A 14,177-nucleotide genomic window follows, 5' to 3' on the forward strand; every position below is an offset into this window, starting at 1 on the left:
TCACCGCACGGTTTATAATAATAATGAGTAAAAGCGTGCGTTAAAACCAAGGAGAATTATGGCTAAAAAAAGACGAAAACACAATACGATCAATGTCCAACCTTTACGGACAAATGACGATATTGAAGATATGAAAGTTATTTTACGACACATGACGATGGGCCCACGTAATCAGTTATTATTTCTGGTGGGCATCAATACCGGTTTACGGTGTTCCGACATTGTTGAACTTAAAGTCGAAACGGTTAAACAGGATAATCCGTTAATTCGTGAAAAGAAAACGGGTAAGTGGCGGCAAATTAGTTTGGTGGCGTTACGGCCCTATATCATGAGTTATCTGGAGCAAGCGGAACTAGCTGATTCGGATTGGTTATTTCCAAGTCGCGTCGGTGATGATCACATTACGCGTAACGGTGTTTATCGTTTTTTAAACGTCGCAGCGGACCAATTAGGTCGGCATGATATCGGGACCCATACAATGCGGAAAACGTATGGTTATTGGTTCTACAAAAAATATGGTGACGTGCGATCGTTAATGATTGATTTTGGGCACGCTTCACAGGAAATTACGTTGCATTATATTGGGATTACCCAAGATGAAGTGCTGCAGAAGAAACAACAACTCTTGATTGGTTTGTAATTTAATAGGAAAGTATCCAAAAAGGGGCCGATTTTATTTTAAAATCAGTCCCTTTTTTATAGGTCAAATCTTGCATTTTAAACCGCTATCTGTGACAATCAAAGTATCAAGCAATTCATGGAGGTTGTATTATGTTATTAGGAAGTCACGTTAGTATGAAAGGCAAACCGATGTTACTCGGTTCAGCCGAAGATGCCGCTCAATTTGGGGCTAATGCGTTTATGATATATACGGGCGCTCCTCAGAATACCCGGCGGAAACCGATTGAAGAACTGAATATTGACGCTGCGAAAGCGTATATGACTGAACACCAATTGGGCCCAATCGTGGTGCATGCGCCCTATATCATTAATTTAGGCAACACGATTAAACCTGAGAACTTTAAGTTCGCCGTTGAATTCTTGCAACAAGAAGTTTTGCGAGCTGAAGCCGTTGGGGCAACTCAAATCGTCTTACATCCGGGCGCTCACGTTGGTGCAGGTGCTGACGCGGGTATTCAACAAATTATCAAAGGGTTAAACGAAGTACTCCGACCAGAGCAGACGGCGCACATTGCGTTAGAAACGATGGCGGGTAAGGGGACCGAAGTCGGGCGGTCGTTTGACGAAATTGCCAAAATGATTGACGGTGTCACGTATAACGAAAAACTATCGGTGACGTTTGATACTTGTCACACCAATGATGCGGGCTACGATGTTAAAAATAATTTTGATACGGTGCTCAATCAATTTGACCAGATTATCGGTCTCGACCGCTTACAAGTCGTCCATCTAAACGATTCTAAAAATCCAATGCGTGCCCATAAAGACCGGCACGCTAACATTGGTTTTGGTGAAATTGGCTTTGACGCTTTAAATGCAATTTGTCACCATCCCCAATTAACCAACGTGCCTAAGATTCTTGAAACACCCTACGTTGGTGCGGATAAGAAACATAATTTTGCACCCTATGCTTATGAAATTGCGATGCTTAAAGCGGGTCAATTCGATCCAGATTTATTGACAACAATCGAAGCTAATGAAGGTCAGCTATGAAAACCGGCCGATTGATTACTTGGCTCAGTTTACTGGGATTTATCTTCCTCGCGAACGGCATAAAACCAGTCCAAGCCGCTGATACCTATAAGATTAACCAATACCAGACCCAGGTTAATGTCCAATCGGATGGGAGTGCGCAGGTGGAACAGCGGATTCGATTCAAGATTGAAGACGATATTAACGGGATTTACATCAATCAGGATTTAAGCACTAAAACTGGCAAAACAAAACAGCTCGAACAACCGCAAATTAGCGTCAATCAACAAGCGTTTACGGCCGGTGGCAATCAAGCGGGACAATACGAATTAACCAATGATCAACAGGTTTATCGTTTTAAACTCTATCAACCGGCGACCGATGGCGATACGTTAAACGTGGTTCTAAAATACCGTTTAACCAATTTAATCATTAATTATCGCGATACGGCCGAACTGAATTGGCGGGTGATTGGGACTGGTTGGGATAGCGATTTAGACAACGTCGCAATCACCATTCAACTGCCTAAAAAGTTGGCTAAAGATCAATTGAAATCATGGACGCATGGTGATTTAGCCGGCCAGCAAGTTGTTGATGCAGCTAAAGGTCAGGTTAAAATTATGCTAGATAGCAACCCGGCCAATCAAATGTTGGAAAGTCATCTGATTTTCCCAACGCGTGTTACGGCGACTAATCCGAATCGGATTGATCAAAATAAACGGGCGGCGATTTTGAAAGCTGAAAAGGCCTTAGCCGAAAAAGCGAATCGACAACGCAAAATGCAACGCAAAATGGTTGTGATTCTTTCGGTGATACTGGTTGTGATTGCCCCAATTGGCATCTGGTTGATTGCGCGGCACGTCAAAAAGTCGTTACCGAAACAATCATACAGTACCAATCATCCCGAGCATGTTTATGAATTGCCGGATGAAAACGGCCCCGCTGTCGTTCAATATTTATTGAATTATCCAGGACCTAAAGACACCAAAACCGATAGTTTATCAGCGACAATTTTAGATTTAGTCGCGCGGCGTCACTTGGCGATTAAAGAAGTTCCCGCAACGACGGGTCTGTTTCATAAAAATAAAGTGACCTATCAAATACAGTTGATTGATCAAACACAACTAACGCAATCAGAACAGTCACTCGTGCATTGGTTATTTGACATCATTGGTGATCAAGGCCAAGTCACGTTGGAACAAGTTGAGGCCTATCCTAAGAAACATAACCAAGAACGCTTTTTGAAAGCGTACAAAGCTTGGCAAACGGCTGTCCAAGAAGAAGCGGTCCAAACAGGTTGGCTACTGGCCAAAGCGCAATCAACAGTGACGTATGTCACGGGCTGGTTAGTCGTTAGTGTTGTTTTATTAGTGGCGAGCATTGGTGGTTCGTTAATTGGTTTGCTGTTACCTTGGACTATCCTTAGTAGCGTTATACTAGTTGGTTATTGTGCTTGGCAACTCAAACATCTGAAGCTCTGGTCGACAATTGGCGATCAAAAGCGCTATGAATGGTTAGGGTTCAAGCAAATGCTCAAGGATATTACGAGTCTTGATATGGCGGCGGTGACGGACGTCATTTTGTGGGATCGTTATCTCAGTTATGCGACTGCTTTTGGTGTGGCTGATCGTGTGATTAAAGCGTTAAAAGTCCAATTCAGTACTGAAGTCATTGCGACCATGCCACTTGGTTATTATTATGGTGGCTTCTATGGCGTCAATATGGGTCAGTCGTTCAATCAAGCCCTCGATCATAGTTTTAGTACGGCTTTCAGTGTTGCTAACGCTACTAGTGCCTCAGGTGGGTCCGGCGGGTTCTCCGGCGGATCATCAGGTGGCTTCGGTGGCGGTTCTGGCGGTGGCACATTCTAAATTGAGTAAGTGTGTTGAGTTGCGGGTAGCAACTGAGCATTAACAAAAATCACCAGTTATCTTGAACTTAAGATAATTGGTGATTTTAGGTTAAGCGGAGGTTGTTGCAACTCAAAAGCACGTTAAAAATAGAAGTGTCCACACCCACGGTTTGATTCTGAGCATTAGCCTAGTTTCGTGAATAAGTCCGGTTTATGGACTTGTTTATGGAACGTCACTAAGCACGTTATAATTGCCTATCAAGTTAAAAAAAAGCTGATTATCCCGAATTGTCAGGATAATCAGCTTTTTTGGTGTGACTGCTTAAAAATTGGCGTGATGGTTAATCGGTCCGAAACGGTGACCAACGGCAATTGGATTAGCAATCGCCGTATAAACGAATTTTTTTGCGGTTCGGATGGCGGCTTCCACCGAAGCCCCTTTAGCGATTCCGGCACAAATGCAAGCTGAAAGGGAATCACCGGTTCCGTTAATATGGGTCGTTTGAATATAATCTTCGGTTAACCAGAACTGTTGACCGTCCGCTAATTGGACGTAATCACTAATTATCGTTTGGTTTTCAGTGTGTTGGCCTTTAATCATGACGTTTTTAGCGCCCATCGCCATCAATTGATCAGCGGCTAATTGGTAGTCGGAAGGGGTTTCAATCGTGAGATTGGTTAATTTTTGAGCTTCATAGAAGTTGGGTGTAATGACGGTCGCTAACGGGATTAATTGGGCTTTTAAAGTCTCAAACGCAGCATCTTCGAGTAATAGGGCACCGTGTTTCGTGACAATCACCGGATCTAGCACTAACGGTCCGAAATCATACTGTTTTAAGTTAGCGACGACCGTCTCAATAATCGCGGCATCATCTAACATCCCAGTCTTACAAGCCCGAACTTTAAAATCATCCGCAATCGCTTGGAATTCAGTATCGATAAACGCATTCGGTAAAGAATGACTGGCGTGAATCCCGTATGAATTACCAGCCACACAGGCGGTTAAAACACTCATCCCATAAACGTGACGAGCTAAAAAAGTGTTTAAATCGGCTTGAGCACCGGCACTCCCGTCGGAATCGGAACCAGCGATGGTCATTACTTGGGGAAAATCATTTAGCATTAGCGCGACCTCTCTCTTTTTAACGACTTAAGGAACATACTTTAAAGTATAAGCGTTTATTGCTAAATCACAAACATTATTTAACCTAATTATGCTAGTTTCGGGTATACTAACGATATAGATTATAATAATTATTATCTGGAGGAAGTTATGGGACAACTATGCATTAACGACGTCAGTTATACCGTCAATCAGCAACCGATTTTAAAGTCGCTTGATTTAATGGTAGCATCGGGCGAATACGTCACGCTGACGGGGCCGTCCGGTAGTGGTAAAAGCACTTTATTAAAGTTAATCGCCAGTTTATTAACACCGACGAGTGGCACGATTCAATTAGATGATTCTCAAATTGAGACCATCGCACCTAGCGAATACCGCAAGCGGGTTTCTTATTGTTTTCAACAGCCGACTTTATTCGGGGAAACGGTGGCTGATAATCTGAATTTTCCGTTCGAGATTCGCCAATTACCAGTTGACCATGATTTAATTTTAGAACGGTTACAGCAAGTTGGTTTGACCGCCCTTTATTTAACCAAGCAGGTGACCGCCCTTTCTGGCGGTGAAAAACAGCGCGTGGCTTTAATTCGCAATTTATTATTCAAACCGGAAGTTTTGTTACTCGATGAAGTCACCACTGGGTTAGACGCCGCTAATAAAGCGATTGTTGATCAATTAATCACTGATTATAACGAAATTGAAGGGGTGACCGTCATCAGTGTCACCCATGATCAACAAGAATTACAACGAAAGGGCCGCCAGTTAACCATGGTTGCTGGCCAATGGGCAACTACTCATGAATCTAGCCGTTAATCCGTTATCGTTAACTTTTGCGATCTCCTTAGTTTTTGTCGCGTTAATCATCAGTTTTCATGAAAAGATTGGTTTAGAAAAAGACCTTGTTTTCAGTGTCATTCGGGCCGTGATTCAATTATTCGTGGTTGGTTACTTATTAAAATTTATTTTTCACATCGATCATGTTTGGCTGACGTTAATCATGATGTTGATTATTATCGGCAACGCCGCGTTGAATGCGCGTAAAAGAGCGGCTGGGTTACGCAATGCGGGTTATATTTCGCTAATGGCCATTATGACGAGTACTGGGGTGACGTTGGGGCTACTTGTGTTATCTGGGGCGATTAAGTTTATGCCGGCGCAAATCATTCCAATTACGGGGATGATTGCTTCGAATTCGATGGTCGCGATTGGGCTCAGCTATCGGAGTATGTTGACCAGTTTCAAGGATCAACGCCAAGCCGTTTTAGAACGGTTAGCGTTGGGGGCTACTTTGAAGCAAGCTTCGATTGCGATTGTCCGCAATAGTATTAAAACGGGGATGGCCCCGACGATTGATTCGGCTAAAACCGTCGGATTGGTCAGTCTACCGGGGATGATGTCCGGTTTGATTTTTGCGGGGATTGATCCAGTCAAAGCAATTATGTACCAAATTTTAGTGACGTTTATGTTGTTATCGGCGACGAGTTTAGGTTCCGTGATTGCTTGTTACTTAGCCTACCATTCATTCTACAATCAGCAACAACAATTGATTGATATGACGACAAATAAAAAAGATTAGGCCAACGCCTAATCTTTTTTGCTTTTATTTTTGAACCAATAATAGAGACCAAAGGGGACTAAATTTTCAGTTCCTTTTCTAATCCGTTGAATATTTTCACGGTGTCGGTAGAAGAAGAAGAGTAAAACAATCACGGTAATCACTTCTAATAGCGGATCTTGATAATACGTAAAGGCAATGATGGTCACTAAGGTAATGCCTAGCATACTCGCGATACTGACCATACTCGTGATTAAAATCAAACTCACAAAAATGGCACTCGCAATTAGGAAGAAGGGTGGGTTATACGCGAGTAGAATCCCGGCACTTGTTGCGACCGCCTTGCCCCCCTTGAATTTAATAAAAATAGAGTAGGCGTGACCGAAGACCGCCGCCATCCCGACAATCAGAATTAACGAATGACTGTGTAAATTAAAGATGATTGGCAAGCTAGCGGCCAACGTCCCCTTTAAAATATCTAAACATAAGACGACTGTCCCGGCGATTGGGCCTAAAACCCGGTAGGAATTGGTGGTCCCAATATTATGACTGCCAGCATCGCGCGGATCTTTATGACAGAAAACCCGGCCAATAATCACCCCGGATGGAAAGGCACCGATTAAATAAGCTAAGATAAAGATAAGACCTAATTTCATATAAAAAACTCCTAATAAACCGATTTGTTTTATTCATTCTATCATTTTGACAAAGGAAAGTGAATATTGTATGTTAGAATAGATTGCTACGAACATACATTTGGATGTTTAATCAATTTGAAATTAGGGATTGTCAAATCACTAAAAGTTGTTGATAATATAACTTATCTGTTTATTTTTAAACGAAGGAGTCATTCTTGAATGCCAAAAAAACAAGATTATAACGATAGTTCGATTCAAGTCTTAGAAGGACTCGAAGCAGTTCGCAAACGACCTGGTATGTATATTGGGTCAACTGATGGTCGTGGCTTGCACCATTTGGTCTACGAAATCGTCGATAACGCGGTCGATGAAGCCTTAGCGGGGTTCGGTGCTGAAATCAACGTCACAATTGGCGCTGACAACAGTATCAGTGTCCGCGATCATGGTCGTGGGATGCCAACAGGGATGCATCAATCTGGGATTCCCACGATTGAAGTCATCTTAACTGTATTGCATGCCGGTGGTAAATTCACCCAGAATAGTTACAAAACTTCTGGGGGGCTTCATGGGGTTGGTGCGAGTGTCGTCAACGCCTTATCTGAATGGTTAACCGTCCGCGTTGTGCGCGATGGTCAAGCTTATGAAGAACGCTTTGAACAGGGTGGCCATCCAGTGGGTACCTTGCAAAAGGTCGGGAAAACCAAAGAAACCGATGGCACGTTAATTAGTTTTAAACCCGATGCTACCATTTTCCAATCAATCACCTATAATTATAATACGTTAGCGGAACGATTACGGGAATCAGCCTTTTTATTAAAAGACGTTAAAATCACGTTAACTGATTTACGGGTTGATCCGGCCAAAGAAGAGATTTTCCATTATCCGGAAGGCATTCAATCATTCGTCGATTATCTGAATGAAGACAAAGATACGATTGGCAATAAGCTATACTTTGAAGGCACTAAAGAAGACATCGAAGTTGAATTTGCCGGTCAATATAACGACGGCTATTCTGAAAACATCATGTCCTTTGTCAATAACGTCCGCACTAGTGATGGTGGGACCCATGAAGCCGGGATGAAGGCTGGTTTAACGAAAGCGTTTAATGATTATGCGCGCAAAGTTAATCTGCTGAAAGAACGGGATAAGAACATGGAAGGTTCCGACGTTCGTGAAGGGTTGAGTGCCATCCTGTCCGTCCGGATTCCGGAAGAATTATTACAATTCGAAGGCCAAACTAAAGGAAAACTGGGCTCACCACAAGCACGAACGGCCGTTGATAGCTTGATTTATGAACAAATGAGCTTTTTCTTGTTAGAAAACGGCGAATTTGCGCAAGCCTTGGTCCGTAAATCGTTAAAAGCCCGCGAAGCGCGTGAAGCGGCTCGTAAAGCGCGTGAACAAAGTCGGAACGGTAAGAAGAAGAAAGCTTCCGATGGGTTATTATCGGGTAAGTTAACCCCAGCACAATCTAAAAACGCGGCTAAAAATGAACTCTATTTAGTCGAAGGGGATTCTGCCGGTGGTTCTGCCAAACAAGGCCGGGATCGGAAGTTTCAAGCAATCCTACCGTTACGGGGGAAAGTTTTAAATACCCAAAAAGCGAAGTTACCAGAAATTCTCAAGAACGCCGAAATCAATACGATGATTTATACGATTGGGGCCGGTGTTGGCGCTGAATTCAAAGTTGAAGATAGTAATTACGATAAAATTATTATTATGACCGATGCCGATACCGATGGTGCGCATATTCAAATTCTATTGTTGACCTTCTTCTATCGCTATATGCGGCCTTTAATTGAAGCCGGTAAAGTTTACATTGCCCTCCCCCCTCTGTACAAGTTACAAAAAGGGGCCGGTGCTAAAACCAAGATTGAATATGCTTGGACCGATGAAGAACTTGATAAATTAACCAAGGGTATGGGTAAAGGTTATAGTTTACAACGTTTCAAAGGGTTAGGTGAAATGAACGCCGACCAGTTATGGGACACAACGATGGATCCGGCGACTCGGACGTTAATTCGAGTGCGGATTGATGATGCGTCCTTAGCTGAACGACGAGTGACCACGTTGATGGGGGATAAGGTTGAACCACGGCGGAAATGGATTGAAGAAAACGTCAAATTTACATTAACCGAAGATGGTAGTATTTTAGAGAATACTAACACCCCAGCAGCGACACCAACTGAACCAACTAATATTGATTTGTTTGAACAATTAGACGAATAGAAAAGTGAGTGAATAATTTGGCTAATGACACACAAAAAATTCAAGAATTAACGCTTGAAGAAGTAATGGGCGACCGTTTTGGCCGTTATTCAAAATACATCATTCAAGAACGGGCTTTACCCGATATTCGCGATGGTTTAAAACCCGTTCAACGCCGGATTTTATACGCGATGTCGATTGACGGCAATACGTATGACAAAGGCTTTAGAAAATCCGCTAAATCGGTCGGGAACGTCATGGGTAATTTTCATCCGCATGGTGATAGCTCGATTTATGAAGCGATGGTCCGCTTAAGTCAAAACTGGAAGTTACGCGAACCATTGATTGAAATGCATGGTAATAATGGTTCAATGGATGGCGATCCACCAGCAGCGATGCGGTATACCGAAGCGCGGTTAAGCAAGATTGCGAGTGAGATGTTGAAGGATATCGACAAAAAAACTGTCGATTTTGTTTTAAACTTTGATGACACCGCTGAAGAACCAACCGTTTTACCAGCCCGTTTCCCGAACTTATTGGTTAACGGTGCGACCGGGATTTCAGCCGGTTATGCGACGGAAATTCCACCACATAACTTGGGTGAAGTCACGGATGCACTCCTTTACTTAATCGATCATCCAAACGCTGACTTAACCAAGATGATGACCTTCGTTAAGGGCCCTGATTTTCCCACTGGCGGGATTATTCAAGGGGTTGATGGGATTCGCAAGGCTTACGAAACCGGCCGTGGTCGGATTGCGGTTCGTTCTAAAACCGCGATTCAACAATTACGCGGTAACCGGGAACAAATCGTCATTAGCGAAATTCCGTATGAAGTTAATAAAGCGCAAATGGTTAAGAAGATTGACGAACTCCGTGTACTTAAAAAAGTCGACGGTATTTCTGAAGTCCGGGATGAAAGTGATCGAATGGGGCTTTCCGTCGTCATTGAACTTAAGAAACAAGCGGATAGCCAAGGGATTTTGAATTATCTCTTCAAGAATACTGATTTACAAATCACATATAACTTTAACATGGTCGCTATTTCACAGATGCAACCTAAGCAAGTCGGGTTATTGGAGATTCTACACGCCTATTTGGATCATCAAGAAGACGTCGTTACCCGCCGAACGAAGTATAGTTTGCAAAAAGCCTTGGATCGGCAACACATCGTTGCTGGTTTAATCAAAGCTTTGTCGATTTTGGATCAAGTGATTGCGGCGATTCGGAGCAGTAAAAATAAAAAAGACGCCAAAGATCATTTGGTGGCCCAGTTTGATTTTTCTGAAGCCCAAGCCGAAGCGATTGTTTCCTTACAACTGTATCGATTAACCAATACCGACGTCACGGCACTTGAGGCCGAATCGGCTGATTTAACTGCAGCCATTGAATCCTATCACGCGATTTTAAGTGATCCAAAGGCGTTAGCTCGAGTTGTTAAGACTGAATTGCGCTCAGTGGTTAAGGCCTATCGTAACGATCGACTAACAGCCATTGAAGCTGAAATTGAAACGCTTGAAATTGATACGAGCGTCACCGTTATTGATGAAACCGTCATGGTCTCAATCAGTCATGATGGCTATCTTAAACGGAGTAGTTTACGCTCGTATCAAGCTTCGGATGGGAATAGTGGTTTGAAAGACGGCGACTTTGCTATTTTACAAAAGCCACTCCAAACCCTAGATCAATTGATGCTCTTTACCAACTATGGTCATTTAATCCAACGGCCCGTTCACGAAATTGCGGACTTGAAATGGAAAGACATGGGTGAACATATTTCGCAATCAATCGGTTTAGCGGCTGATGAAGCGATTATTGCCGCCTTTGCTTTTGACCAAAACGAACATGCGGGTCATTTCGTCATTGGCTCGACCGATGGGTACATTAAACAAACCGAATTTGCTGATTTGTTACCGAGTCGGACGTATCGTTCTAAAGCCCAAGATTGTATCAAGTTACACGCGGACGCTAAAGTCACGAACGTTTATTGGGTGGCTGCCAACGATGAGTCTCAGACGGCCGTCTTTAGTGCGAGCTACCATGGTTATGGCTTGAGCTTTGAATTGGCTGAAGTCTCCGTATCGGGAGCTAAAGCTAGCGGTGTTAAACTGATGGATCTTAAACCAGATGATTTCGTTGCTAACTTTACGTTATTCAATCCAGACCGTAAACAAGCCTCAGTTGCGATTTTAACGCAACGTGGTGCCTTCAAACGGATGATGCTGAGTGAAGTTACCTTAACTAGTCGCGCGCGTCGTGGCGTGCTGATATTGCGTGAATTGAAACGCGATCCACACCGAGTGGTAGCGATGAGTCTGGTTACACCGGGAGCTGAATTGTTAATTCAAACTGATCAACAGTTAATCACGATTAATCCGCAGACGCATGTCACAGGTGATCGTTATTCTAACGGGAGCTTTATTTTTGATATTGATGAAGTCGGAACACCTGAATTTATTTTGACGGTTATGCCGGAAACGAATGATCAAGATTAAGCACGATTGAAAAAAGCCATCCTTGTCGGGTGGCTTTTTTCTGTTATATAAAAATACCGTATAAATCGAAACTGTATCATAACAGATAACTATATTTTGCACAATCTAATTTCAGGACAAGCGCGATTGTCCTTTCACTAAAAGGTTGATACATTAGTGTTATAGTCCGAAGACGATGCCTATAAAATTTTATAAAAGAAAGGGCTTGCAAAAACTTTGTGACGTGTTATACTATATTTGTAAAAACTGTTATAAACGAATTCAATTAACGGAGGCAATCCTAATGGCAAAAACTGAAGAAATCAATTTAAAAGAATTTTGGGATGGATTTAACAAAGGCGACTGGCAAGAAGAAATCGACATTCGCGACTTTATCCAACATAACTATACCCAATATGAAGGGGACGAAAGTTTCTTAGCGGGTCCAACTGATGCAACAACAACATTGAATGACCAATTAATGGACTTGAAGAAAAAAGAACGTGAAGCTGGTGGCGTTTTAGATGCTGACAACGACATTCCTGCAACGGTTATTTCACATGGCCCTGGTTATTTAAACAAAGATCTTGAAAAGATTGTTGGTTTACAAACTGATGCACCACTTAAACGTGCGTTCATGCCATTTGGTGGGATTCGGATGGCCGAAGATGCGCTCGAAGCATACGGCTACAAAGTTGATCCAACACAACACAAGATTTTTACTGAATACCGTAAAACTCATAACCAAGGGGTTTTCGATGCTTACACACCTGATATGCGTAAAGCACGTCATTTTAAAATTATCACTGGTCTTCCTGATGCTTATGCTCGTGGCCGGATTATTCCTGATTTACCACGGATTGCTGTTTACGGGATTGATCGCTTAGCTGCTGAAAAATTCAGCGATTTTGATAATATTGGCGACGGCGAAATGACCGATGATGTGATTCAATTACGTGAAGAAATCAATGAACAATATCGTGCGTTACAAGATATGAAGAAGATGGCTGCTAGCTACGGTTTTGATATTTCTAAACCAGCGCAAAATGCACAAGAAGCCATCCAATGGATTTACTTTGGTTACTTAGCAGCTATCAAGACTCAAAATGGTGCTGCTATGTCAGTTGGCCGGATTGATACGACGATGGATATCTTCATCCAACGTGATTTAGATCGCGGTTTGATTACTGAAGAACAAGCGCAAGAAATGGTTGATCATTTCGTTATGAAATTACGGATGGTTCGCTTTATCAGAACTGAAGATTACAATTCATTATTCTCAGGTGATCCAATTTGGGCAACCTTATCAATGTGTGGGATTGGGATGGATGGTCGTCACCACGTCACTAAGACTGCTTTCCGTGTTTTGAAGACCCTTGAAAACATGGGCGCTGCACCAGAACCAAACATCACGTTACTTTGGTCAGATCGCTTACCAGAAGGTTTCAAACGTTATGCCACTGAAGTCTCAATCAAGAGCTCAACGATTCAATATGAAAATGACGACTTAATGCGTAACCAATGGGGTACTGATTATTACGGGATTGCTTGTTGTGTTTCTGCACAACCAATTGCAACCGGTGTTCAATACTTCGGCGCTCGTGCTAACTTGGCTAAAACAATTCTATACGCCATCAATGGTGGGGTTGATGAATTAGCTAAGAAACAAGTTGGCCCAGCTTACGAACCAATTTCAAGTGACATTATTGATTACAAAGAATTCATGGGTAAATACGATAAGATGTTAGATTGGTTAGCTGATATCTATGTCAATACTTTAAATACAATTCACTACATGCATGACAAATACTATTATGAATCAGCACAACTTGCTTTGAAGAATAGTCGTTTAGATCGCACATTTGCGACTGGGATTTCTGGCTTATCACACGCCGTTGATTCAATCTCAGCAATTAAATATGGTCAAGTTAAAGTCATTCGTGACGAAGATGGCATGGCGATTGATTTCGAAGCACAAAACCCTGACTACCCACGTTATGGTAACAATGATGATCGTGCTGATGATATCGCTAAATGGTTAGTGAAGACATTCTACAACAAGATGAACACACATCATTTATATCGTGGTTCTAAATTATCAACTTCTGTCTTGACAATTACGTCAAACGTTGTCTATGGTAAGAATACCGGGACAACACCTAATGGCCGTCAAGCTGGCGAACCATTCTCACCTGGTGCTAACCCTGCATACGGTGCTGAAAAGAACGGGGCTTTGGCATCATTATTATCAACTGCCAAGATTCCTTATCGTTACGCAACTGATGGGATTTCAAATACATTCGGTGTGACACCTAACACATTAGGTCATGATGACAACGCGCGTAAAGATGCTTTGGTCAACATGGTTGATGGTTATATGACGAACCAAGGGATGCATTTGAACATCAACGTCTTCAATAAACAAACATTGATGGACGCTCAAAAACATCCAGAAGAATACCCAACATTAACGGTTCGGGTTTCTGGCTACTGTGTCTACTTCGCTGATTTAACGAAGGAACAACAAGACGATGTCATTTCAAGAACTTTCTTTGATGAAATGTAAAGATTAATACGGGCAGGGGGATAAGCGCCATGCTTATCCCCCTTTCTTGTAAAGCGGCCAATTACGATTGACCGTTTTACTAGGAAGTGTGCTTTATTTAAGAGGTGGAAG

The 14,177-nt window shown here is 42.5% G+C and carries 10 protein-coding genes; 8 read left to right on the top strand and 2 right to left on the bottom strand.

What is annotated here, in order from left to right; genetic code table 11:
- Positions 1 to 58 precede the first annotated feature (58 nt).
- The 3 genes from LFUMFP_RS05140 (at position 59) to LFUMFP_RS05150 (ending at position 3,524) form a co-directional block, all read left to right on the top strand.
- Complete coding sequence (locus tag LFUMFP_RS05140) at positions 59 to 640, top strand: tyrosine-type recombinase/integrase (protein ID WP_106483196.1); 582 nt, start codon at positions 59 to 61, stop codon at positions 638 to 640.
- A 131-nt stretch (positions 641 to 771) separates the two neighbouring features.
- Positions 772 to 1,674 carry a deoxyribonuclease IV gene (locus LFUMFP_RS05145; protein ID WP_106483197.1) on the top strand — a complete coding sequence of 301 codons (903 nt, stop codon included), beginning with the start codon at positions 772 to 774 and terminating at the stop codon, positions 1,672 to 1,674.
- On the top strand, positions 1,671 to 3,524 hold the full coding sequence (locus LFUMFP_RS05150) for a DUF2207 domain-containing protein (protein WP_106483198.1): 1,854 nt from the start codon (positions 1,671 to 1,673) through the stop codon (positions 3,522 to 3,524). The genes LFUMFP_RS05145 and LFUMFP_RS05150 overlap by 4 nt, the downstream gene beginning before the upstream one ends.
- Positions 3,525 to 3,827: 303 nt before the next feature.
- On the opposite strand, the gene thiD is transcribed toward LFUMFP_RS05150, so the two are convergent.
- A complete protein-coding gene (thiD, locus tag LFUMFP_RS05155; RefSeq protein WP_106483199.1) occupies positions 3,828 to 4,628 on the bottom strand; it encodes a bifunctional hydroxymethylpyrimidine kinase/phosphomethylpyrimidine kinase in 801 nt (266 codons plus the stop codon).
- Positions 4,629 to 4,778: 150 nt separating this feature from the next.
- Between thiD and LFUMFP_RS05160 the strand changes: the two genes are divergently transcribed.
- Both LFUMFP_RS05160 and LFUMFP_RS05165 read left to right on the top strand, forming a co-directional pair.
- Positions 4,779 to 5,438 carry an ABC transporter ATP-binding protein gene (locus LFUMFP_RS05160; RefSeq protein ID WP_106483200.1) on the top strand — a complete coding sequence of 220 codons (660 nt, stop codon included), beginning with the start codon at positions 4,779 to 4,781 and terminating at the stop codon, positions 5,436 to 5,438.
- Positions 5,422 to 6,201 (top strand): ABC transporter permease, encoded by a 780-nt coding sequence (locus LFUMFP_RS05165; RefSeq protein ID WP_106483201.1) that lies wholly within the window; start codon positions 5,422 to 5,424, stop codon positions 6,199 to 6,201. The genes LFUMFP_RS05160 and LFUMFP_RS05165 overlap by 17 nt, the downstream gene beginning before the upstream one ends.
- Before the next feature lie 8 nt (positions 6,202 to 6,209).
- Here the strand turns inward: LFUMFP_RS05165 and plsY are convergent, their stop codons facing one another.
- The gene (plsY, locus tag LFUMFP_RS05170; protein ID WP_025082607.1) at positions 6,210 to 6,836 is read right to left on the bottom strand and encodes a glycerol-3-phosphate 1-O-acyltransferase PlsY; all 627 of its coding nucleotides are present in this window, start codon (positions 6,834 to 6,836) and stop codon (positions 6,210 to 6,212) included.
- A 201-nt stretch (positions 6,837 to 7,037) separates the two neighbouring features.
- Here plsY and parE point away from each other — a divergent pair, with 201 nt between their 5' ends.
- The 3 genes from parE (at position 7,038) to pflB (ending at position 14,066) form a co-directional block, all read left to right on the top strand.
- Complete coding sequence (parE, locus tag LFUMFP_RS05175) at positions 7,038 to 9,047, top strand: DNA topoisomerase IV subunit B (RefSeq protein WP_025082606.1); 2,010 nt, start codon at positions 7,038 to 7,040, stop codon at positions 9,045 to 9,047.
- 17 nt (positions 9,048 to 9,064) lie between these two features.
- Positions 9,065 to 11,521 (top strand): DNA topoisomerase IV subunit A, encoded by a 2,457-nt coding sequence (parC, locus tag LFUMFP_RS05180; protein WP_025082605.1) that lies wholly within the window; start codon positions 9,065 to 9,067, stop codon positions 11,519 to 11,521.
- Positions 11,522 to 11,804: 283 nt separating this feature from the next.
- Positions 11,805 to 14,066, top strand: coding sequence for a formate C-acetyltransferase (pflB, locus tag LFUMFP_RS05185; RefSeq protein ID WP_025082604.1), 2,262 nt, complete (start codon positions 11,805 to 11,807; stop codon positions 14,064 to 14,066).
- Positions 14,067 to 14,177: the final 111 nt, after the last annotated feature.

It is taken from the genome of Latilactobacillus fuchuensis, assembly GCF_900258455.1.
GTDB classification, from domain to species: domain Bacteria; phylum Bacillota; class Bacilli; order Lactobacillales; family Lactobacillaceae; genus Latilactobacillus; species Latilactobacillus fuchuensis.